Genomic DNA, 21,500 nt, shown 5'->3' on the forward strand with positions numbered 1-21,500 from the left:
GGCTCGGGGTGGCGGGGGTGGCCTGTGCGGTGGACCGCCGCCATGAGGTCGCCCACGAGGGCCGCGTGGTCGCGACCCACGTACCGGAGCAGGCGGGCGTGCTGCATCCCTGAGCCGAGGGCCGGGGCCCGCCCGCCGCGCGGAACGGCTCAGCGGCCGCCTCTTTCGGTGATCGTCGGGAGGACCTTCTCGGCTATGTCGACGAGGGCGGCGTCGGGCGGGAGGGCGCCGGACTCGCTCCACACGGTGATGTCGTAGGAGCCGCCCCGGTCCTCGCGGTCGAGGGCGATGGACAGCGACCTGGCCAGGGGGCCCTGCTGGGCCGGTGCGCTCTTGTGCTCCTGGCTGAAGTCGATCTCGAACTTCATCGTGTGGTCCGAGGAGAAGAACGCGGGCCTGCCGAGGACCTTGAGCGTCTTGACATCCTTCTCGACCCGGTCGCCCGCGATGTCGAACAGCCGCACGTACTGGGCGGTCGACAAGTGGTTGTAACTGGCCGAGAGATTCACGGTGTACGTGTCGAACTCGATCTGCGCCTCCGGCTCCGCGACCTTCCCGTCGGTCAGGGCAGCCGTGCCGCTGTTGCCGTAGGCCGTGGTCGCGGTCTCCCCGGGCGTCCCGAGGAGCCGGGCGAGATCCGGTCGGTTCAGCGCCTCGCACAGCTCATCACCGGTCACGGCCCCGGGTGTCCTCGCGTACGCCTTCGGCAGCTTCTCGTGCTCCGAGTCCTTCGAGTCCGAACACGAGGCGGGGTGCGCCGTGTCGTCGTCGGCCGGCAGCATGTGCGGGCCCAGCCATACCGTCGCCGCGAGCGCCCCGAACACGCCGAAGGCGGCGAGGGCCTGACCCCATGCGTTGTGGTCCTTCTCCGGTGCGGCGGGGGAAGGCGGCGGTCCGGCCACGGCCGGAGCCGGGGCCTGCGCTTGGAGTTGGGCCGGGGCCGGGGCCGGAGCCGGAGCCGGAGCCGGAGTCCGAGCGACAGCGGGAGCCGGGGGCGGGCTCGGGTTTCGGCGTGCGCGGAGCGCCTTGACCACCGTGTGGACCCGGATCGCGGTGAACACGAGGAACACCGTGCCGATCCCGGCCGCCTTCCAGTCGTGGTCGTGGACGGCGAGATACATGATGCGCACGCCGAAGACCGAGCCGATCAGGATGAAGAGGGGTTCGCGGACCCAGAAGGGCAGGAAGCGGAGGAGTAGACCGAGCACCCGGCGATCTCACCAGGTCGGGACCCCTTCCGCCGTGGTGGAGGCCACAGTTCCGGGCATGTTCATGACTTTCTGGGCAGGCAGCTCGCACCACACCGTCTTGTGGCCCGGCCCCTGGTCGACGCCCCACCGCTGGGCGAGAGCGTCGATCAGGGTCAGGCCCCGGCCGGACTCGGCGGTGTCGGTCGCCGCCAGGAGGACGGGGAGGGCGCGCGCGTCCGGGTCGGTCACCTCGACGCGGGTGCGGCCGCACGGCGCGCCGGTGACCCGGACCGTCATTGGGGTGCCCTCGCCCAGGTGGTCGAGGACGTTCGTGAGTAACTCGGTCACGCACAGCAGGACTTCGAAGCCGTACCCGCCGAGACGGCGGCGCAGCTCGGGTACGGCCTCGGGAGTGGCGAGCAGCGCGAGCTCGAAGGGCACCGTGGGGGAGTGGTCGGGCATGTGGGCCGTGGCCTTCCGTGCGGTGAGTTACGAACACCTCACAGAGTGTCGCCCCGCTCGCTACCGTGGAAGCCGGTTCGCGTCCGCGACGCGAGCGGCGGAAACGGCACGGTGAGTTACGGCGGTGAGCACGTGGTCCGACGCAAGGACATCGACGGTTCGATCAGCGTCCCCGACTTCTACCTTTGATCTTGGCCAGTGCTCCGGCGTTTACGCCGGGGGTGGAGGCCATCTCAGGACTGCTCTGACCCGCGCCATGGGCACGGGTCCGCAGTGTTCTGCTCAGCCCACGGGGCGCTTCTGATTCTCGATGTACTGCTCCACGACGGTCAGGGGTGCCCCGCCGCAGCTTCCGGCGAAGTACGAGCCTGACCAGAAGTGGCCGCCCCACAGGTACCGGCGCACGTGCGCGTCGTATTCCTTGCGCAGCAGCCGGGCGGAAACGCCCTTGAGAGAGTTGACCAGCTTGGAGAGCTGGACCTTCGGCGGGTAGTGCACGAGAAGGTGTACGTGGTCCTCCTCGCCGTTGAACTGCTTCAGCTCGGCCTCGAAGTCCGTACAGACCTCTCGCATGATCTCTTCGCATCGCGTCAGCATGGCGTCCGTCATGGCCTTGCGGCGGTACTTGGTGACGAAAACCAAGTGGACATGCAGGTTGCATACGACGTGACGCCCGGTGCGTACATCAGGATTGGGATTCCATCGGGGTGACATGAACCAAATGCTAGAGTGATCGCATGACCTCGGAACTCGGCTTGGTCAAACGGCAGTTCGGGCATCGTGCCCGGCTGGCGCTCAGTCCTGCCGAGGTCCGGGTCCTGGACGAGCAGGCGCACGCGGCCCGCACCCTGTGGAACTGCCTGCACTCCTGGTGGCAGATGACACCGAGGAGCGACACGAAGCTGACCGCCGCCGACGCGGCGATCCGGCAGGGCCGCAAGGATCTCGATTACCTCGCCGTGCTGCCCGCGCAAGCCGCGCAGGCCGTCTTGAAGACGTACTTGCGGGCCTGGGGCAACTGCTGGGAAGGCCGGGCCGAAGAACCGGCCTACAAGGGCCGCTTCCGTTCCGCGATGTCCGTGGACATTCCCCAGGGCCGGGACCTGAACATCGTCCGCGTGCACCGCCGCTGGGGCATGGTCAACATCCCCAAGGTGGGACGGGTCCGCTTCCGCTGGACGAAAGACCTGCCCGTGGGCAAGCGGGCGAACAAGGAGAACCGGATCACCGGTGCCCGGCTCGTCAAGGACGCGCTGGGCTGGCACATCGCCTTCCGCGTCAGGACGCTCGAACGCGCCCCCAAGCCGCACCAGGGACCCGAAGTCGGCATCGACGCCGGAGTGAACATCCCCCTCGCCCTGTCCAATGAGGACCACCAGGACCACGGGCGTGCCCGAGGACCACCAGGACCACGGGCGTGCCCCCCGCCTGCCCGACGGCACCGCCGACCGGGACAAGTGGCTCACCGAGAGGGAGAAGGCCAAGCTCCTCAAGCTGGAGCGGCAGGCCGCACACCGCAAGACCTTCCACAAGCGCGGAGAGAAAACCTCCAAGCGTTTGCAGCACACCTATGACCAGATCAAACAGCTCCGAGCAACAGCCACGCGACGAGCCCTCGACTGGCAGCACCAGACGACCACCAACCTCGCCCGCACATACGGCGTGATCGTGGTCGAACAGCTCAACATCCTCGGCATGACCAAAGCCCCAGCCCCCAGACCCGACCCCGAAAACGAAGGAAAGTTCCTGCGTAACGGAGGCACCGCGAAAGCCGGGACGAACCGCTCCATCGCCCAGGAGGCCTGGGGCCGGACCGTGACGATGCTGACGTACAAGACCGCCCGCAACGGCGGCCGGCTCGTCAAGGTCCCCGCCCCGTACACCTCCCAGCGATGCTCAGCCTGCGGCTTCACCACCCCCGGCAGCCGAGAGAGCCAAGAGAAGTTCGTGTGCAAGAACCCACACTGCGGATTCGTCAGCAACGCTGACTGGAACGCAGCCCGGAACATCCTGCACCTGTACCGGATCGGCCACATCATCGTGGAGGTCCCGGCCGCCGGAAGGCGCGGTCGTAGGGCGGGTAAAACCGTCAAGCCTGTCGCCGAAAGGTAGACGGGAATCCCCTTCCTGAGCTTGCGAAGGGAGGGGAGAACTTCAAGGCAAGGAGTTGAGGTGGCAGCGGGAGGCCGCGGGCCTCTCTCTCGAGCGGCTGGTCGAGGGCAGCTTCTACGGCAAGTCGCACCTCAGCGACATCGAGCACGGCAAGCGGCGCATGCCGATGGATCTGGCCCGGCACGTGGACCGGGTCCTGGGGACCGACGGCTACTTCGAGCGGCACTGTGAGGATGTGCGTAGGGCGCGCCGCGCGGGGCACGCCGAGTACTTCGAAAAGGTCCTGGAGGCGGAGAAGCACGCCAGGACCATCGAGGAGTGGTGCCCCACTGTCCTGCCCGGGTTGCTGCAAACTCCGGCGTACGCGCGGGCGATCATCCTGGCGGGCCTTCCCCTGTCCCTTGAGGCCGAGGTGAAGGAGAAGGTCGAGGCCCGCATGGCGCGTGCCGAACTCTTCGAGGCCGACCACCGCACACCTGAGTACTGGGTCATCCTGCACGAGTCGCTGCTCACCCAGCCGCTCCTGGGAGCCGAGGACATGGCCGCGCAGCTCGACCGTGTCGGGGGCCTGGCGGACCGGCGCCGGATCACTCCGCAGATCGTTCCGCGGAAGCAGCGGGCGTATCCCTTGATGGCCGCTTCCATCATGACCATGACGTTCCCGGACGCCCCGCCGCTCGTCTACACCGAGGCGTCCTACAGCGGGGACACCGTCGACGATCCGGCCCTCGTGGAGCAGTACCGCAAGGCCTACGATCACCTGAGGGCCGTGGCGCTGTCACCGGACACGTCCCTCGCCATGATCAAGGCAGCGGCAGAGGAATTCCGAAATGGCATGCATCCGGACCGACTTGAGTGAAGCTCTCTGGTTCAAGAGCAGCTACAGCAACGAAAGCGGCGGCAACTGCCTGGAAGTCGCCCGAGACATCCCCGGCCTCGTCCCCGTCCGTGACTCCAAGGTCCCGGACGGCCCCGCCCTCCTGCTCGGCGCGGCCGCCTGGGCCCCCTTCGTGGACGCGCTCAAGTCGTAGGCGCGTCGAACCGGGCCAGGTCGCGCAGCCAGGCCCGGGCGTTGCCGTCGGACGGGGCGCGCCAGTCGCCGCGCGGGGAGAGGGAGCCGCCCGCCGAGACCTTCGGGCCGTTCGGCATGGCCGAGCGCTTGAACTGCGCGAAGGCGAAGAAGCGGCGGCAGAAGACCTCCAGCCACTGCCGGATCTCCGGGAGGTCGTACGCCACCCGCTTGGCGTCCGGGAAGTTCGGCGGCCAGTCGCCGGCCTCCGGGTCGTGCCAGGCGTGCCAGGCCAGGAAGGCGATCTTCGACGGCCGGAAGCCGTAGCGCAGCACGTGGAAGAGCGTGAAGTCGTGCAGCGCGTACGGGCCGATCTTCGACTCCGTCGACTGCATCTCCTCGCCCGGGACCAGCTCGGGGCTGATCTCGGTGTCGAGGATCGCGGCGAGCGTCCGGCCGGTCTCCTCGTCGAACTGGCCGCTGCTGATGACCCAGCGGATCAGGTGCTGCATCAGCGTCTTCGGCACGCCCGAGTTGACGTTGTAGTGGCTCATCTGGTCGCCCACGCCGTACGTGGACCAGCCGAGCGCCAGCTCGGACAGGTCGCCGGTGCCGAGCACGATGCCGCCGCGCTGGTTGGCGAGCCGGAAGAGGTAGTCCGTGCGCAGACCCGCCTGCACGTTCTCGAAGGTGACGTCGTACACCGGCTCGCCGGCGGCGAAGGGGTGGTCCATCTCCGTCAGCATCAGCCGAGCCGTCGGCGTGATGTCCAGTTCGGCCGCGGTGACGCCGAGCGAGCGCATCAGCTTGTGCGCGTTGTCCTTGGTGTGGTCGCTGGTGGCGAAGCCGGGCAGGGTCCAGGCGAGGATGTCGCTGCGCGGGCGGCCCGCGCGGTCCATCGCGCGGGCGGCGACGATCAGCGCGTGGGTGGAGTCGAGTCCGCCGGAGACGCCGATGACCACCTTGGGTCCGCCGATGGCGGCCAGGCGCTGCTGGAGGCCCGCCACCTGGATGTTGTACGCCTCGTAGCAGTCGAGGGCGAGCCGGTCGGCGTCGGCCGGGACGAACGGGAAGCGCTCCAGGCGGCGGCGCAGCCCCAGGTCGGTGAGCGGCGGGTCGAGCTCGAAGGCGATCGTCCGGAAGTCACGGGTGCGCGCGCCGTGGGTACGGCGGTTGTCGTCGAACGTGCCCATCCGCTGCCGCTCCTGGCGCAGCAGGTCGAGGTCCACGTCGGCCACCGCACGACTGTCGTCGAGCGGGAACCGCTCGGTCTCGGCGAGCAGCACGCCGTTCTCGTAGACCATGGCCTGGCCGTCCCAGGACAGGTCGGTGGTCGACTCGCCGAGACCGGCCGCCGCGTAGACATACGCGGCCAGGCAGCGGGAGGACGCCGAGCGGCACAGCAGCTTGCGGTCCTCGGCCCGCCCGACGGTGATCGGGCTGCCCGAGAGGTTGACCAGGACGGTCGCACCGGCGAGGGCGGCCTCGGCGCTGGGCGGCACCGGCACCCACATGTCCTCGCAGATCTCCGCGTGCAGCACGAGCCCGGGCACGTCCTCGGCCGCGAACAGCAGGTCCACGCCGAACGGTACGGACTCGCCGCCGAGCCGGATCGAGCCGCCGCGCTCGTCGGCGCCGTCGCCGATCTGCCGGCGCTCGTAGAACTCGCGGTAGTTCGGCGGGTACGACTTGGGCACGACACCCAGGACCCGGCCGCGGTGCACGATCACCGCGCAGTTGTAGACCCGGTTGCGGTGGCGCAGCGGCGCCCCGACGACCAGGACCGGCAGCAGGTCGGCCGAGCCGGCCACGACGTCGAGGAGCGCCTGCTCGACCTCGTCGAGCAGCGCGTCCTGGAGCAGCAGGTCCTCGATCGAGTAGCCGCACAGCCCCATCTCCGGGAAGACGGCGACGGCCACCCCCTCCCCGGCGCACCGGCGGCCGTGGCGCAGGACCGCTTCGGCGTTGGCGGGCGGGTCCGCGATGACCGTGTGACCCGTGCACGCGGCGACGCGGGCGAAGCCATGCTGATAGATCGACCAGAAGTTCAAGGCAGGCACGCGCCCAGTGTAATCGTCAGAGAGACGCGATAGGGGGCGGGGGGGGGGGGGGGGGGCCGCCCCCCCCCCCCCCCCCCCCCCCGCCCCCCCCCCCCCCCCCCCCCCCCCCCCCCCCCCCCCCCCCCCCCCCCCCCCCTCTACCGGGTCAGTCGGTCACCGGCGCGGCGGATCAGTGCCGGCGGTAGGACTGGACGTAGCCGTTCGCGGGCGAGCCCACGCCGGTGACGTCGTCGTAGCCCTTCACCGCGGACAGCGAGCTGTCCTTGCCGAGGCTGCGGACCGAGGTCGCGAGCCCGTCGGCGGCGTCGAAGCCGTTCACGAAGTCGATCCGGGCCACGGCCAGGTCGGTGCCGGTCGGCTGGTCCGTGACGTCGTGGAAGACGCCCTGCTTGCCGGACTTGGCGTAGATCGACGGGTTGGCGAAGCCGATCGCCTTGCCGCCGCCCGCCTCCTGGGCCAGGGCCTGGACCGCCGCGATCACCGGGGCGGCCAGCGAGGTGCCGCCGATGCGGTACTCGCTGTACTGCTCGCTGCCGTCGGGGAAGGTCTGGGTCTGGCCGACCAGGAAGCCGGTGTTCGGGTCGGCGATGGCCGCGATGTCCGGGACGACGCGGTTGCCGGCGGCGTTGTTGGCCGTGGCCAGCGCCTTCGGGACGACGTTCTTCTGGTAGTACGGCTGCGGCACCGTCTTGCTGGTGCCACCGCCCGCGCCCGAGGTGTACGCGCCGGGGAAGTTCGTCCAGCTCTTGCCGTCCGCCGACAGGGTCGCCTTCTCGGTGCCCCAGCCGGTCTCCCACTGGTACTTGTCGCCCTTGCCGACGGCCAGCGAGGTACCGCCGACCGCGGTCACCCACGCCGAGTTGGCCGGGGTGTCGACCTGCTTCGTACCGGTCTTGGCGACCTCGTCGCCGTTGTCACCGGAGGAGAAGTAGAAGCCGATGCCCTGCACCGCGCCCAGCTGGAACACCTGGTCGTAGGCGGCCGCGAGGTCCGGCGTCTGGTTGGCCTCGATGTCGCCCCACGAGTTGGAGACGATGTCGGCCAGGTGCTTGTCGACGACCTTGCTGAGCGAGTCGAGCAGGTCGTCGTCGTAGCAGGACGCGGCGCCCACGTACGTGACGTCGGCGCTCGGCGCGACGGCGTGCACGGCCTCGACGTCGAGGGTCTCCTCGCCGTACCAGCCGGCCGCGCCGCACTCCTCGGTCTTCGTGTAGTTCTTCGGCAGCACCTGGTGCAGCTGGCTGGTCTGCCAGGCAGCGTCGCCGTGCTTCACCGCGTACTTGCCGGCGTCGAAGGCGATGGTCGGCGAGGCGTACGCGTCGGTGATCGCGACACGGACGTGCTTGCCGGTGTAGTCGCCCGCGCCGTAGGCGGCACGCAGCTGCTTGCCGGTGTAGCCCTTGATCGCGTACGGGATCTTCTGGCCGTACGCGTCGGGCAGCGTGCTCGCGATGTTCGAGCCGAAGTACGAGGAGAACGGCCCGGAGTTCTTGAACACGGCGTCCGGGGGCGGCAGCTGGTCGTCGTGGTTCGACTTGTGCGGCGCGCTGTCCAGGCCGGTGACCGTCAGGACGGCGCCCCGCAGACCGGCCGGCACCGTGGCGGTCTTCGCCGGGGCGCGGTAGGTCTTCGAGCCCTTGGCGAAGTTGTGCATCTGGGTGCCGAACGCCTTCTCGACGGCGGCGACGTCACCGGAGACGGCGACGTAGTGCGAGGTGACCTCGGTGATCTGGAGCCCGGCCGACTTCAGCCAGGACTTGACCGCCGCGACCTGCGCCTTGGTGGCTCCGAAACGGGCCTGCGCCTTCTTGGCGCTCAGGTACTTGCCGTACAGCGGCGAGCTGGGGTCGGACACGGCCTTGGCGTAGGCGGCGAGCCCGGCCTTGTCCCGGCCGGCCAGGTACACCCGGGCGCTGACGTGCGAGCTGTCGGCAGTGGCACCCTTGTCCGCCTTGGCCGTGGCCCACGCGGGCTTGGTGCCCGCCAGCGCGTCACGGGCCGGGGTGTCCGCGGCGTGCGCCGCGGGTATGCCGAGCGCCAGCGCTCCGGCGATCATGGGCAGCGCCGCTGCCATGCTCACGCCGGCGCGCACGGTGGCGCGGTTGGATCTCATAGAACCCCCTGCGATGCGATTCGCATGCATGTAGTGGCTGTTACGTCGTGGATCCGCGCACCGGCCCGCGGCGGCGTAGGCCTGCGAATGGATCACACGATGGGGGCCACTTTTGCGATGAACCGTTCATGTCAGGGGAACGCAAAGGTCAAGAGAAACCCAAGGAACCGTCAGATGTGACGATTTGGGCTTTTCGTCCGTGCGGCGGGGTTACGAACGGGGTTGTGCGCCCCGTTCCTTGAGCATGTCGGCCATCAGCTGGATCTCCGACTGCTGCGCGTCGACCATGCCCTGCGCGAGCCTCTTCTCCACGCCCACCGTGCACTTGGCGACACAGCCCTCGGCCATGTGGATGCCGCCCTTGTGATGGGCCGTCATCAGCTGGAGGTAGAAGACCTCGGCCTGCTTGCCGCTGAGGGACCGCAGCTTCTTCAGCTCGGTGTTGGTCGCCATGCCCGGCATCAGCGCGCCGTCCTTGCCGGAGGCCATGTCGCCCATGCCCATCCAGGTCATCGGCGGCTCGGCCGACACCTTCGGCAGCTCCCACAGGTCGAGCCAGCCCAGCAGCATCCCGCGCTGGTTGGCCTGCGTCTGCGCGATGTCGTAGGCGAGCCGCCGCACTTCCACGTTCCTGGTGCGGTCGCGCACGATGTACGACATCTCCACGGCCTGCTGGTGGTGCACGGCCATGTCCCGCGCGAACCCGGCGTCGGCGGACTCCGCGCCCGGCGTCCGCGCGCCCGATCCGCCGTCCTCGGCGACCGCGTACGTGATCGCGCCGGCGGCGACCAGCACCGCGGCGGCGGCGCCGGCCGCCCAGCCGATGTGCTGCCGCCTCACTTCATCATCCCGCCCGTGCACGAGGCGCCCGGCTCGGGCGTCTGCTTGCCCTGCACGTAGGTGGCGAAGAACTTGTCCACCTCCGGGTCGCTCGCGCTCTTCACGCTCACCTGGTGGCCCCAGGCCGACAGGATCAGCGGGGCGGCCTGGTTCTCGTACGGGCTCATCAGCGAGTACGGCGTCTTCTTCACCTTGGCCGAGAGCGCGTCGACGTCCGCCTTCGCCGCCTTGGCGGTGTACGTCACCCAGACCGCGCCGTGCTCCAGCGCGTGCACGGCGTTCTCGTCCTGCACCGGCTTGGTGTAGACGTCGCCGTTGCAGTTCAGCCAGACCGGGTTGTGGTTGCCGCCGACCGGCGGGTGCATCGGGTACGACACCTTGGTCGTCACGTGCGTCCGCGACAGCTTCCCGGACCAGGTCCGCACCCCGTCCGAGCCGGTGGTGAAGTGCCCGGAGTCCCCGGACGAGCCGCCCTTGCCGTCGCTGCTCGAGGCCGAGTCCTTCTTGCCCGACTGCGAGTTCACCAGCACCACACCGCCGACGGCGAGACCGGCGACGACGACCACGCTCGCGGCGACGGTGAGCATCCGGTTGCGGCGCTCGCGGCTGCGCTCGGCGCGCCGCATCTCGTCGATGCGGGCCTTGCGCGCGGCCGCGCTGCTGTTCTTGGCGGAACCCATGAGGCGTGTCCTTCTGGCGAAAGGGAAGGGGACGAAGGGGCGTGCCGATCGTAGTCGGCGTGGCGGCCCCTTCCGCAGTGAGGGCGGGGCAGACCCGATAATTTGAACCGCGGATGCCTATTACCTACGCTCGTGGTATGCGTCTGTTGCGCTCCACCGACCTGGCCCTGCGCATCCTGATGCGCCTCACCGTCGTCGGCGACGCCAGCCCCACGACCCGCCAGGTCGCGGGGGACATGGACGTGCCCTACACGCACGCCGCCAAGGTCGTCGCCGAACTCCAGCACATGGGTCTCGTCGACGCCCGCCGCGGCCGGGGCGGCGGCCTGACCCTGACCGAAAAGGGCCGCACGGCGTCCGTGGGCGCCGTGGTGCGCGCCTTCGAGGGCGTGGGGGACGTCGTCGACTGCGAGGGCACCGGGCAGGGCGTCACGGCCTGCCCGCTCAGCTCGGGGTGCCGCCTGCGGGGCGTCCTGCGCCAGGCCCAGGAGGCGTTCTACGCGGCACTGGACCCGGTGACCGTCCAGGACATCGTCGTGGAACCGACGGGCCCGCTGCTGCTGGGCATCGGGAAGGCGCCCGTGTAGGGCGTGGTGCGCTCCCTGGCGGGGCGGACGGGTGGTGGCTGTGCCCGGGCGGCACCGGGTGGCCGTGCCCGGGCGGCACGGCCGGAAGGGCAACGGCGGGGCGCCCCGCGGGACCGGTGAGGTCCCACGGGGCGCCCGCTCGCCCGTCGGTGCCGGGGTCAGCCCTTGGCCAGCCAGAGGTCCGGGCCGAAGACCTCGTAGTGGATGTCGGCGGGGGCCACACCCTTGTCGATCAGCTGGGTACGCACCGCGCGCATGAAGGGCAGCGGACCGCACAGGTAGGCGTGCGCGCCGGCCGGGACGTCGACGTCGGCGAGGTCGACCAGGCCGGGCCGCCCGGCGCCCTCGGCGTCCTGCTCGTAGAAGAAGACCGACCGCCCCTCGGGCAGCTTGGCCGCGTAGGCCTCGTGGTCGGCGCGCAGGGCGTGCGCGGCGGGGGAGCGGTCGGCGTGCACCACGGTCACCGGGGCCTGGTGGCCGGTGAGGGTGAGCTGCTCCAGGATGGCGATCATCGGGGTGACGCCGATGCCCGCGGAGGCGAGCAGCAGCGGTGCCTCGGTGTCCTCCAGGACCAGATCGCCGTAGGGGGCCGAGAGCTGCAGGACGTCACCCTCGCGCACGTGGGCGTGCAGGTGGCCGGAGACCTCGCCGTCGGGGCCGGCGCCGGCGCCGCTCACCCGCTTGACGGCGAACTGCCGCTCGGGCGAGCCGGGGGCCGCGGTCAGGCTGTACTGGCGGATCTGGCGGGCGCCGTCCGGGAGCGTGACGCCGACCGAGACGTACTGTCCGGCGCGGTAGCCGGGCACCGGGCCGTCGTCCACCGGGCGCAGCTTGAAGGTGGCCACGTCGGCGGTCTCGTCGATCCGCTCGACGACCTTCCACTCCCGCCGGCCCTGCTGCTCGCTCTGCGCGTACAGGCGCTTCTCGATGGCGATGAGGGCGTTGGCCATCAGCCAGTAGACCTCGGTCCAGGCGGCGGCGACCTCGGCGGTGACCGCGTCACCGAGGATCTCGGCGATGGCGGCGAACAGGTGTTCGTGGACGATCGGGTACTGCTCCGGCGTGATGCCCAGCGAGGCGTGCTTGTGGGCGATGCGCTCCAGCATCAGGTCGGGGCGCTGCTCGGGGTTGTCCACCAGGTGGGTGGCGAAGGCCGCGATGGAGCCGGCGAGGGCCTGCTTCTGGGTGCCGGCGGCCTGGTTGCCGCGGTTGAACAGGTCGCGCAGCAGTAGGGGGTGGGCCTCGAAGAGCCGGGCGTAGAAGCGCTCGGTGATCTCGCCGATGGCCGCGCCCACGGCGGGCAGGGTGGCGCGGACGGTGGCTGCTGACTGCTCGGACAGCATCGGGACTCCTCGAGGGGTTCGATCGCTCAACTGATCGAAACGGTATTGAAACTTGCATCTGAGATGCAAATTAAATGGCCGTGTCGTCCCTCACTCCCGGAACACGCCCTGAGCACTCCCGACGCCCTTTGGCCATTACGGATGTCGCGGCCAGCAGGCAAGATGGGCGACAGAGCAGTACACCTGCCGTACGAGAGGCGTTCAGGTCGGGGACGGCCGGGCGATCAAGGTCCGCAACGCGCGTGAAACGGTGTTGTGGTGTGATGCTCGGGTGCCCGACCGCCCGGCTCCGCGATACGCGGGCGAAGGCGGCCTGACCAGCAAGGATGGGGAAGCGGAAGATGGACAAGCAGCAGGAGTTCGTGCTCCGGACGTTGGAGGAGCGCGACATCCGGTTCGTGCGCCTGTGGTTCACCGACGTGCTGGGCTTCCTGAAGTCCGTGGCCGTGGCCCCCGCCGAGCTGGAGCAGGCCTTCGACGAGGGCATCGGCTTCGACGGCTCCGCCATCGAGGGCTTCGCCCGCGTCTACGAGTCGGACATGATCGCCAAGCCGGACCCGTCCACCTTCCAGGTGCTGCCCTGGCGCGCGGAGACCCCCGGCACCGCCCGCATGTTCTGCGACATCCTCATGCCGGACGGCTCCCCGTCCTTCGCCGACCCGCGCTACGTCCTCAAGCGCGCCCTCGCCCGCACCTCCGACCTGGGCTTCACCTTCTACACCCACCCGGAGATCGAGTTCTTCCTGCTGAAGGACCGCCCCCTCGACGGCTCCCGCCCCATCCCGGCGGACAACTCGGGCTACTTCGACCACACCCCGACCAACGTCGGCATGGACTTCCGCCGCCAGGCGATCACCATGCTGGAGTCGATGGGCATCTCCGTCGAGTTCTCCCACCACGAGGGCGCCCCGGGCCAGCAGGAGATCGACCTCCGCTACGCCGACGCCCTCTCGACGGCCGACAACATCATGACGTTCCGCCTGGTCATGAAGCAGGTGGCGCTGGAGCAGGGCGTCCATGCGACCTTCATGCCGAAGCCGTTCTCCGAGCACCCCGGCTCCGGCATGCACACCCACCTCTCCCTCTTCGAGGGCGACCGCAACGCGTTCTACGAGTCCGGCGCCGAGTACCAGCTCTCCAAGGTCGGCCGTTCCTTCATCGCGGGCCTGCTCAAGCACGCGGCGGAGATCTCCGCGGTCACCAACCAGTGGGTCAACTCCTACAAGCGCATCTGGGGCGGCTCCGAGCGCACCGCCGGCGCCGGCGGCGAGGCCCCCTCGTACATCTGCTGGGGCCACAACAACCGCAGCGCCCTCGTCCGCGTCCCCATGTACAAGCCCGGCAAGACCGGCTCCGCGCGCGTGGAGGTCCGCTCGCTGGACACCGGCGCCAACCCGTACCTGGCGTACGCCGTCCTGCTGGCCGCCGGCCTCAAGGGCATCGAGGAGGGCTACGAGCTCCCGCCCGGAGCCGAGGACGACGTCTGGGCCCTCTCCAACGCCGAACGCCGCGCGATGGGCATCGAGCCCCTCCCGCAGAACCTCGGCGAGGCCCTGACCCTCATGGAGAACAGCGACCTCGTCGCCGAAACCCTGGGCGAACACGTCTTCGACTTCTTCCTGCGCAACAAGAAGTCGGAGTGGGAGGAGTACCGCTCCGAGGTGACCGCCTTCGAGCTGCGGAAGAACCTGCCGGTGCTGTAGCCGCTGGTCAGCGCTGGTTTTCGGCGAGAAGAACCCTTGGGGCCGACGGTCGTGGACCGTCGGCCCCGGCGCGTCTCGCTGGCTCTGGGCCGTCTCTGGGCCGTCGGAGCGTTAGTAAACCCGAGAGAGTAGCCGGACAGAGGTGAAGCACCGCTCAGCCCCGGCCTGGTCCGTGCGAATGGCTCCGCCTCGCTCCAGCCCGGTCGGCCAGTGCCGTGCGCACAGCAGACCCCCGCCTGATGTTGACAAGGGGTGCACCGTGGCTGGGGCGGTCGGTTTCCCGGCCGAGCACTATCTCCCCAGCCGGGTCCCGCGGTGGGTACGACCAGGGGCCACTGGTGCACATTTCGGTCAGGCCCAAAGCCGGCCCGAGTTGCCAATTTGCGCACAGCCTCCAGATCGCACGACGCTGTCCGAGTGGTTCGCAAAACCCCTCGCCTGAGCAAGCCACTCCTGACAAAGTGTCGGCATGGGAGTGTCTCGCCAGCACATAGCTGACCTTCTGGCCAAAGCCGCTGCGACGATCACGGAGGCGCCCGGCACCGACCCATGGACCCACGGCTGGTTCGTGCCTGAGTACCGCCAGTCGGAGGGTGCGGCTCTGGACTCAACCAATGGCCCAGTGACAATGACGCCTGAGGGCATTTCTGCCTATGAAGAGGCAGTCGAGGCGGTACTCGGCCAAGCGTCCGCGCGTGACCGGTGGGACGTAGAAGAACTCTGGGGGTTAGTCGCCTCCTTTTGTGTCGCAGCATCCGAAGCCAGAGATCTCCGAGCCTTCATCGACAGAGAGATCTCGAAGCTCCTTAAGCCGAGCCCTGCATTGGTGGTGTTCCCCGTCGCTAACGTCGGCTGGGATGGCGCGCCGCGCCTGCTGGGTAACAAATGTGTCATCGGTGAGGCGGGGTCCAACTTCGCTGATGTTGTTGTCGAATTGGGTGGACGAGCGGCTGCAGCAAGAGAAATCGTGGCGGACTTCGTTAGCCAGCAGAGTCACCAGCCTCCACCCGTTTGCTTTGCCACGCTTGTGCCGGGCCAACGCGGGATGGCGTTCGAGCAGGCGTCCCGGCGATTCGAAGCGCTCATCGATACCGCTCTCCTGCTGGACACGGATAAGAAGAAACACAAGCTTTACGCTGCTCGGGGAACTTGGAATCGTCCAGGCGTGCGAGGCCTAATGCTCGATCGCGGCGCCGTGGAGAGGAGTATGCAAAGAAAGGACGCAATAGTCGAACTGTATAGTCGTCCTTTGATATATGACGTAGTCGGAAAGGAGGGTGGTCGCCACTGGTACAGCGCGGACCCGGTGCCCCTGACCGACGTCTTGTCGAACAGTGATCTGTGTAATGAGGTCCTGAACTCGCTTTCCAATCAGGGGCCAATCTACCGCCGCGTAGGAGTAGCCGCAAGGTGGTTCTCCGAGGCGTTTTGGTCTTCGAACCCGGATGACGCGACGCTTGCGCTAGGGGTGGCTCTTGATGCTCTGATTGGGTCGAAGAGTGGACTTCCCGGACGTGCCATGAAAGAGCGCTTTGCCCTGTTGGACGATAATCCTCAATCGCGTTCGATCCGTGCAAAGAGATACGAAGAACTTTATTCCATCAGAAGTAGAATTGCCCATGGGGGTGTAACGAGCAAGGTTGAGGAGGAGGGGTTTATTGAGGAGTTTCAGGGGCAAGTCACGTGGGCGGCGTGGCGCTTGATCGCCATGCAAGTGGACTTTTCAATTTCGAGCGACGCTGACCTTGAGTCAGCTTTCGAAGACTTGCGTTGGGGAACCGCATCCTGGCCCGCTCATGGCAGGGGAGAGGGAATCAGTGCAATGCTGCAGAAGGGAGGGGAAAGCGAAGAGGAACACGCAGGCCTGCACCCTTGTGGGTGCAGGCTAGGAGTTCCCGAGTGAGACGCCCCTCCCCTCCTGCCGCAAACGACAGTTGCGTTGCGGGAACGATGAGGACCTACGAGCCGAGTCTTGCGTAATCTGAGCTCAGCGACACCTCAGCTCAGCAGCAACCGCACACGTAACCTTCCGTAGTAGGGACGGCCTCAGCAACGGATCGGGTGTCGCCTCTGAGGCATCGCACAGTGCGAGGACTCCAAGAGCTCTGTCGGATTGACCAGACGTAGGCGCATCCCGGACCGGGGCAGCAGCTATTGGGAGTTCGGCGTTGGAAGGGCGCCTTCGTAGAGGCCGTCCACAGCTTTCCAGGCGCGGGCGTCACTGCTAGGCATGAGGTGCGTGTAGACCCGGAGCGTGAACCCTGGATCGTTGTGCCCGAGATAGTGGCTCAGCGCCTTGATGTTTTCGCCAGCGTCCAGCAGGACCGAGGCGTAGAAGTGCCGCAGGGCATGCATGCCGTGTTCGCGGGCCGCCTGGTGGCGCTCACCCGGCAGCGGTTGAGGGATCACCCCAGTCGCGACAAGGGCAGGCTTCCACGTCCGGACGTTGAAGTCGGTCCGCCGAACTGCGCCGGCACCGTCGAGACGAGTGAACAGCAGCTGCTTCGTGACGGGCGCACCGTCTGTCCGAAGCCAAGGCAGGGTGATCTCTACCGGGGGGAACGCCTCGATGTGTTGTTTCAGGATGTGCGCCACACGATCCGGCAAGGGCACGTCACGCACCTTGTTCCGCTTAGGTGGCGCGAACACCAGACCTTGTTCGCCATCCCGAGATTACGTTCCGTCTGCACGACACCGTGCTCTACAACTCGATCTACCGTGCCGACGACGAGATGTTGGCCAACACTCACGTGTACGGCATCGGTGCCTACATGGCGCCCGTGCTTCACCTGCGGAGATTCCCCGGAGGCGGCCTGTTCGACACCTTCGCCAATAGCGTGCAGCAGACTTGGGAAGGCGCTAGGCCAGTAACTGAACGCGACATCACGGGAGTTTGAGTATGGGACGCATCGACTACCTGCATGACCCAGAGGCGCCGGCGGCCAACTCGGTCGTGCCGTCGGTCGTCGCGTTCGTGCAAAACGACGCGGCGCAAGTCCTCATGATTCAGCGGTCCGACAACGGGCGCTGGGCGCTCCCCGGCGGTGGTCACGACGTGGGCGAGTCCATCAGTGACACGGTGGTGCGCGAGGTCTGGGAAGAGACTGGCGTCAAGGCCGAGATCATCGACATGTCCGGGATCTACACTGACCCGGGCCACGTCATGCAATACGATGACGGCGAGGTGCGTCAGCAGTTCAGCATCTGCTTCCGGGCACACCCGGTCGGTGGTGAGCTGCGCACGAGCGACGAAACGACACAAGTCCGTTGGGTCGACCCAACGGACTTGGCGCAGCTAGATGTCCACCCCACCATGCGGCTGCGTATCGAGCACGCGATGGACCGGGACCGCCCAACTCCCTACATCGGCTGACGCTTGGCAGCGGCGACTCTCTCGTTCACGCGCGCTGTGGCTGCGAGAATCTCGGGTTCGGCACGTCGGATGAATGTACCGATCAGGCTCTCCGGCCCGTACCGTCCGGCAATCTCGTTGATGCGGTCCACAGGGTTGGTGGGAGTGCCGTCCGGCGTGGTGTTCATATCGCAGTAGCAGAGTGCGTCATTGAGGTGCGCACTGTCGCGCGGGAACTCCCCTTCCAACTCGGCACGCAGCCCGCGGGCGTCGGCCTCCATCCACGCGCAAGAGTGATGTGCCACCAGGTGCACGACCCGGGCGTCGGCGTTGGCGACGTCTCGCAGGTACCGCGCGCCGTCGAGCGGGTGGAACCCAGTCTTGGCGAGGTCGGGCGCGTAGCCGACGTCATGCAACACGGCCGCGGCTTCCAGCAGCTCGGCATCCTCGCCCAGGATCAGTGCGATGGTGCGAGCTCGCTCAGCCACCCCGAGACAGTGTTTCCAGCGACGCGGCAGCGGCTCAGCCAATAGGGACTCAGCCAGGGGATACGCCCACTCCGTCAGCTGCGACAAGCTACCTGCTCTCCTCTCGATTCGGCACGGCACGGACGGTCCGCACCCTGCCCTGCCCTCCACTCGCCAGCACGCCGGCCGTCTCCAGCCGGTCTAGAGCCTTCGTCACAGTGGGTCGTGAGACTCCAAACCGCTCGGCCAGCACTGAGGCGCTTGGGAACGCTGACCCCACTTCGAGGCTCTCATTCGTAATGACGTCTGCGATGCGCTGCTCCAGTGGTCGCCGGTCGCTAGATGATCCGGCTCGCACGACCCGCCACCGCCCACCCGGAACTGGCTCAGCGACGCCTTCGTGTTGCAGCGCTGCGAACGCCCGCAGGGCTACCCCACGCGAGACCTTGTAGTCGCGCATGAGGTCGGCAGCAGAGGGAAGCTCCGCCACTTCCGGATCGGCTTCGACCTGAGCTTTGAGGGCTTCTGCCACCCGCAAGTACGTTCCCCGCGGGCTTGGCTGCTGAGACACGTTTCCTCCCACCCACACTGCTGTCTCGGCTCGACCTATCGTCTAAGTCTGCACTGCCCCCAACTCTGACATCACTCGGGATGCGGATTACCTCTCACTCTCACCACCCCTGGGCGAAAACCGAGGGATACCCCCTGATGGCTTGAGATCAACGTGTTAGCTCTCGGAGCAATTCGATTCTCTTAGCAAGGGATTCGCGATCGTCGGCCGTGTGCACGGTGTCGCGGAGGAGCATCGTGATTTCATGGGTGACTCGTTCAATGGCGGCTTCTTCGGCCGCAAGTTCGCGTTGATATATGAGCTGATCAAATCTTTTATCGAGTCCCGCCCGCTCCGCTCCTTCGGCATCCGCCAAAACGCTTTGGAGTGCTCTGATTCTTTCTATCGATTGCTCTCTCCGTCTCTCGGCATTCTTGAGCATCGCCTTTGTCGACGCCAAGCGTTTGTCTAGCTCTCGCATCTTCTCCTCGTCCCTTGCCAGGCGGAAGTCGACGCCTCTCTTCTTTATCGGTTCTTTCTCGAATGGCTGTTCATTTGCCTGATTGATCGTATCTTGACTTACTTGCACGTCGAGGATTTTCGCGGCGCGCGACAAGAACGATGCCAAGGGGAGTTGATGGTAGCGAACGCCAGCGGCCTGGTGTAGTTCTCGGACGAGTTCGGGTCTGGGGCCGATCGACAGTCCGCACTGGATGCGCACCCAGTCTTCTTTGACATCGGTCGAGACGAAGAGGATATCAACGCGGTCCGACGTTGCTTTTTCTAGAATTTCATGCCAGATGAAATAGTCTCCTATGCCCCGATCCCCTCTCTTTTGAACGTCGATATATCCGGGCGGCACTCCTTCTTGTCCTCTCCGTAGTGCCTCTTGTGTGATTTCGTTGCGAGTTTCCTGGGTCGGCACCTCCCCTACCCTGCCGTTGAATAGTGGCGCCAGTTGTTGCAGAATTGGGTCATCTGAAATGAGATGTTCTGGCGCTAGGTCAAACTCGGCAACCTCTTTCGCGATGGTGTTTGTGATCTGTTGAATCACTTTATTCAGCGGTGCAAGGTATTCGTTTGACCTCCCGTCGGCGAGCGAGTGGAGCTTGTAAAAGTCGCGGAGTGCAGTCCTCAGGTCATCGGCCGCTTTCGTGACTGCCTCTGATTTCTTTTTCAGGGAAGTCGCGTGAGATGCGACGCTTGACAGCCTGTTCTCGTGGAACTCGTCGGCCACTTGTCTGGGGATCCATATGCGAGGGGCAATAGCTTTGAGGACCTGTAGGTACTCGCCTCGGGCCGAGGGTTTCATTCTGTACAGATTGAGAATGGCATTAGTGTCCAGGATAATAGTGCTGGACTTAATTGCTTCGTCTACTTCTGCGGCTGGCTTCCTCTGAAATTCTTCATACCCAGATGTGAAAGACCCCGGCTGCTGGTCGGACATGAGCACCCCCCTGACTAGTTCCAGTTCCAGACTAGGTGGAGAAGCGGGCGCTCGTCTGCGGAACGGAGAGCCACGGTGGGCCGGAACCACAAGGTGCAGTGATGAGGGGGGCGCCTCAGCAGTACGGGGTGGTTTCGACCCCTAGTAGTGCTTCGTTAGGTTCTGGGTTGTCTGCGGATGCTCCGAGGGCTGGGCAGGCGGCGTCCGCAGGTGGTGCATGTACCGGTCCAGCACCTCAGCAGGTCCTGAAAAGCGTCGAGGACCTGGTAGAGGGTCAGGCCGGTGTGCGGACTTTTGGGTCGAGCCGCCTGAGGGTGAGGAATGCCTGGGCGGCGGTGACGAGGGTGACGTGGTGGTGCCAGCCGCGCCAGGTGCGGCCCTCGAAGTGGTCCAGTCCCAGGCCATGCTTGAGTTCGCGGTAATCGTGCTCGATCCGCCAGCGCATCTTGGCCCACCGCGCCAGGTCAGCGGCCGGTGTGGTGCCGGGCAGGTTCGATATCCAGTAGTCCGTCGGAGTGTCCTGGCCGTCCGGCCATTCGACGAGGAGTGTCTGGACGGGCAGGACGCCGTCCCACCGGTTGCGGCCGCCGCCCGCCTCCTGAGCTGCGGCCAGGGACTGCTTGCCCGCGGGCCGCACTGTCAGCACCGCGAACCGCGAAGACATCGCGCCTTTGCTGCCCTGCCTCCAGGTCACCTCGGTGAACCGCTCCGCACCCGCCTGCGCTGCGAGGACGCAGACGGCTCGCGGTGGGGTGCGGTAGCGGGGAAGGGTGGGCGGGCCCAGTGCGCCATAAGCAGGCTGGTGCGGCTCGGCATCCTCCGGGTGGGCGACTTCCTTCCCGTTCAGGGCCAGGACATAGGACAGTCCTCGCTCCTCGAGACCGAGCCGGAAGGAGGTGCTGACGCCGTAGCCGGCGTCGGCGACCACGACCGGCGCCTTCAGCTGCCACTCGGCGAGTGTGTCCAGCAGGCCGAGCGCGAGACGCCACTTTTCCCGGTGCACCACGTCGTCGGGGACACCTGCCCTGCGGCATCGGTCAGGCTCGTCCGTCCACTCACGCGGCAGATACAACTGCCACTCCAGCGGGCACGAGGCGGTGTCGGTGGCGGCATGGACGCTGACCGCGACCTGGCAGTTCGCGCGTTTGCCGACCGCTCCGCAGTACTGGCGGGCCACCCCGACCGACGTCTTGCCGCACTTGGGGAACGACACGTCATCGATCACCCACACCTCGGGCATGACAACTTCGGACAGCCGCTCGGCGATCCGCTGTCTGACGGGCAGCGGATCCCACGGCGGCTGGTTCACGAACTGCTGGAGGGCCTGCATGTTGCCGTCCGGCAGCCGCTCGGCCATCGGCTGGATCGACTTGCGCCGGCCGTCCAGCATCAGGCCCCGCAGATAACACTCGCCCCACCGCCGCTGATCCCGCCGCGGCACCGACCCGAACACATCGGCAACGAACTCCGATAACTCACCCCGGAGCCGTTCCACCTCCCCCAACCTCATACCGGAGAGATGCCCACCACCAGGCGTGATCACCCGACGTAACGAAGCACTACTAGGCCCCTCCGCAGGTGTGTG

Annotated in this window: 18 protein-coding genes and 3 pseudogenes; 8 read left to right on the top strand and 13 right to left on the bottom strand. The window is 67.3% G+C overall.

Annotated elements, in window-relative coordinates; translation table 11 throughout:
* Positions 1-149: 149 nt before the first annotated feature.
* From V7E45_RS26060 to tnpA, 3 genes are all read right to left on the bottom strand, one after another.
* A complete protein-coding gene (locus tag V7E45_RS26060) occupies positions 150-1,208 on the bottom strand; it encodes a DUF6215 domain-containing protein (RefSeq protein WP_333776636.1) in 1,059 nt (352 codons plus the stop codon).
* A 9-nt stretch (positions 1,209-1,217) separates the two neighbouring features.
* Positions 1,218-1,652 carry an ATP-binding protein gene (locus tag V7E45_RS26065; protein WP_333776637.1) on the bottom strand — a complete coding sequence of 145 codons (435 nt, stop codon included), beginning with the start codon at positions 1,650-1,652 and terminating at the stop codon, positions 1,218-1,220.
* A 282-nt stretch (positions 1,653-1,934) separates the two neighbouring features.
* Positions 1,935-2,366, bottom strand: a complete 432-nt coding sequence (gene tnpA, locus V7E45_RS26070) for an IS200/IS605 family transposase (protein WP_333776638.1) — start codon at positions 2,364-2,366, stop codon at positions 1,935-1,937.
* Between the two features lie 23 nt (positions 2,367-2,389).
* On the opposite strand from tnpA, the pseudogene V7E45_RS26075 reads away from it, so the two are divergent.
* The 3 genes and pseudogenes from V7E45_RS26075 (at position 2,390) to V7E45_RS26085 (ending at position 4,795) form a co-directional block, all read left to right on the top strand.
* Positions 2,390-3,764: pseudogene (locus V7E45_RS26075) on the top strand (RNA-guided endonuclease InsQ/TnpB family protein).
* A gap of 55 nt (positions 3,765-3,819) precedes the next feature.
* Positions 3,820-4,623, top strand: coding sequence for a helix-turn-helix domain-containing protein (locus tag V7E45_RS26080; RefSeq protein WP_333776639.1), 804 nt, complete (start codon positions 3,820-3,822; stop codon positions 4,621-4,623).
* A complete protein-coding gene (locus V7E45_RS26085; protein WP_333776640.1) occupies positions 4,616-4,795 on the top strand; it encodes a DUF397 domain-containing protein in 180 nt (59 codons plus the stop codon). The genes V7E45_RS26080 and V7E45_RS26085 overlap by 8 nt, the downstream gene beginning before the upstream one ends.
* Here the strand turns inward: V7E45_RS26085 and V7E45_RS26090 are convergent.
* The 4 genes from V7E45_RS26090 to V7E45_RS26105 form a co-directional block, all read right to left on the bottom strand.
* Complete coding sequence (locus V7E45_RS26090) at positions 4,785-6,833, bottom strand: NAD(+) synthase (RefSeq protein WP_333776641.1); 2,049 nt, start codon at positions 6,831-6,833, stop codon at positions 4,785-4,787. The genes V7E45_RS26085 and V7E45_RS26090 overlap by 11 nt on opposite strands.
* A gap of 169 nt (positions 6,834-7,002) precedes the next feature.
* The gene (locus V7E45_RS26095; RefSeq protein ID WP_333776642.1) at positions 7,003-8,946 is read right to left on the bottom strand and encodes a S53 family peptidase; all 1,944 of its coding nucleotides are present in this window, start codon (positions 8,944-8,946) and stop codon (positions 7,003-7,005) included.
* Between the two features lie 210 nt (positions 8,947-9,156).
* Positions 9,157-9,786 carry a DUF305 domain-containing protein gene (locus V7E45_RS26100; RefSeq protein WP_333776643.1) on the bottom strand — a complete coding sequence of 210 codons (630 nt, stop codon included), beginning with the start codon at positions 9,784-9,786 and terminating at the stop codon, positions 9,157-9,159.
* Positions 9,783-10,466, bottom strand: coding sequence for a DUF3105 domain-containing protein (locus V7E45_RS26105; RefSeq protein ID WP_333776644.1), 684 nt, complete (start codon positions 10,464-10,466; stop codon positions 9,783-9,785). Before V7E45_RS26105 ends, V7E45_RS26100 begins: the two co-directional genes overlap by 4 nt.
* 137 nt (positions 10,467-10,603) lie before the next feature.
* Between V7E45_RS26105 and V7E45_RS26110 the strand changes: the two genes are divergently transcribed.
* The gene (locus V7E45_RS26110) at positions 10,604-11,053 is read left to right on the top strand and encodes an RrF2 family transcriptional regulator (RefSeq protein ID WP_333776645.1); all 450 of its coding nucleotides are present in this window, start codon (positions 10,604-10,606) and stop codon (positions 11,051-11,053) included.
* 158 nt (positions 11,054-11,211) lie between these two features.
* On the opposite strand, the gene V7E45_RS26115 is transcribed toward V7E45_RS26110, so the two are convergent.
* A complete protein-coding gene (locus V7E45_RS26115; RefSeq protein ID WP_333776646.1) occupies positions 11,212-12,396 on the bottom strand; it encodes a globin domain-containing protein in 1,185 nt (394 codons plus the stop codon).
* Positions 12,397-12,737: 341 nt separating this feature from the next.
* Between V7E45_RS26115 and glnA the strand changes: the two genes are divergently transcribed.
* Both glnA and V7E45_RS26125 read left to right on the top strand, forming a co-directional pair.
* Positions 12,738-14,099 carry a type I glutamate--ammonia ligase gene (gene glnA, locus V7E45_RS26120; protein ID WP_333776647.1) on the top strand — a complete coding sequence of 454 codons (1,362 nt, stop codon included), beginning with the start codon at positions 12,738-12,740 and terminating at the stop codon, positions 14,097-14,099.
* 469 nt (positions 14,100-14,568) lie between these two features.
* On the top strand, positions 14,569-16,002 hold the full coding sequence (locus V7E45_RS26125) for a hypothetical protein (protein ID WP_333776648.1): 1,434 nt from the start codon (positions 14,569-14,571) through the stop codon (positions 16,000-16,002).
* A gap of 248 nt (positions 16,003-16,250) precedes the next feature.
* Here V7E45_RS26125 and V7E45_RS26130 read toward each other — a convergent pair.
* Positions 16,251-16,751 (bottom strand): annotated as a pseudogene (locus V7E45_RS26130) (site-specific integrase); the annotation flags it as partial.
* Positions 16,752-16,762: 11 nt separating this feature from the next.
* Here V7E45_RS26130 and V7E45_RS26135 point away from each other — a divergent pair.
* Together V7E45_RS26135 and V7E45_RS26140 are read left to right on the top strand one after the other, a co-directional pair.
* Positions 16,763-16,996, top strand: a pseudogene (locus V7E45_RS26135) (XRE family transcriptional regulator); the annotation flags it as partial.
* 2 nt (positions 16,997-16,998) lie between these two features.
* Positions 16,999-17,472, top strand: a complete 474-nt coding sequence (locus V7E45_RS26140; RefSeq protein ID WP_333776649.1) for an NUDIX domain-containing protein — start codon at positions 16,999-17,001, stop codon at positions 17,470-17,472.
* Here V7E45_RS26140 and V7E45_RS26145 read toward each other — a convergent pair.
* The 4 genes from V7E45_RS26145 to V7E45_RS26160 all read right to left on the bottom strand — a co-directional run bounded on the left by V7E45_RS26145 (position 17,460) and on the right by V7E45_RS26160 (position 21,425).
* A complete protein-coding gene (locus V7E45_RS26145; RefSeq protein ID WP_333776650.1) occupies positions 17,460-18,026 on the bottom strand; it encodes an HD domain-containing protein in 567 nt (188 codons plus the stop codon). The genes V7E45_RS26140 and V7E45_RS26145 overlap by 13 nt on opposite strands.
* A gap of 1 nt (position 18,027) precedes the next feature.
* Positions 18,028-18,450, bottom strand: coding sequence for a GntR family transcriptional regulator (locus tag V7E45_RS26150; RefSeq protein ID WP_443056198.1), 423 nt, complete (start codon positions 18,448-18,450; stop codon positions 18,028-18,030).
* A 187-nt stretch (positions 18,451-18,637) separates the two neighbouring features.
* Entirely contained in the window at positions 18,638-19,915 is a 1,278-nt protein-coding gene (locus V7E45_RS26155; protein WP_333776652.1) for a PIN-like domain-containing protein, read from the bottom strand.
* 274 nt (positions 19,916-20,189) lie between these two features.
* Entirely contained in the window at positions 20,190-21,425 is a 1,236-nt protein-coding gene (locus V7E45_RS26160; RefSeq protein ID WP_333776653.1) for an IS701 family transposase, read from the bottom strand.
* Positions 21,426-21,500 lie beyond the last annotated feature (75 nt).

It is taken from the genome of Streptomyces sp. IBSBF 3136, assembly GCF_036815105.1.
GTDB lineage: Bacteria > Actinomycetota > Actinomycetes > Streptomycetales > Streptomycetaceae > Streptomyces.

Excerpts from the sequence above, each read along its gene's own strand:
- V7E45_RS26160 (WP_333776653.1), bottom strand. The coding sequence starts at position 21,425 with ATGAGGTTGGGGGAGGTGGAACGGCTCCGGGGTGAGTTATCGGAGTTC.
- V7E45_RS26115 (WP_333776646.1), bottom strand. The coding sequence starts at position 12,396 with ATGCTGTCCGAGCAGTCAGCAGCCACCGTCCGCGCCACCCTGCCCGCC.
- V7E45_RS26105 (WP_333776644.1), bottom strand. The coding sequence starts at position 10,466 with ATGGGTTCCGCCAAGAACAGCAGCGCGGCCGCGCGCAAGGCCCGCATC.
- V7E45_RS26095 (WP_333776642.1), bottom strand. The coding sequence starts at position 8,946 with ATGAGATCCAACCGCGCCACCGTGCGCGCCGGCGTGAGCATGGCAGCG.
- tnpA (WP_333776638.1), bottom strand. The coding sequence starts at position 2,366 with ATGTCACCCCGATGGAATCCCAATCCTGATGTACGCACCGGGCGTCAC.
- V7E45_RS26140 (WP_333776649.1), top strand. The coding sequence starts at position 16,999 with ATGGGACGCATCGACTACCTGCATGACCCAGAGGCGCCGGCGGCCAAC.
- V7E45_RS26125 (WP_333776648.1), top strand. The coding sequence starts at position 14,569 with ATGGGAGTGTCTCGCCAGCACATAGCTGACCTTCTGGCCAAAGCCGCT.
- V7E45_RS26065 (WP_333776637.1), bottom strand. The coding sequence starts at position 1,652 with ATGCCCGACCACTCCCCCACGGTGCCCTTCGAGCTCGCGCTGCTCGCC.
- V7E45_RS26110 (WP_333776645.1), top strand. The coding sequence starts at position 10,604 with ATGCGTCTGTTGCGCTCCACCGACCTGGCCCTGCGCATCCTGATGCGC.
- V7E45_RS26155 (WP_333776652.1), bottom strand. The coding sequence starts at position 19,915 with ATGTCCGACCAGCAGCCGGGGTCTTTCACATCTGGGTATGAAGAATTT.
- glnA (WP_333776647.1), top strand. The coding sequence starts at position 12,738 with ATGGACAAGCAGCAGGAGTTCGTGCTCCGGACGTTGGAGGAGCGCGAC.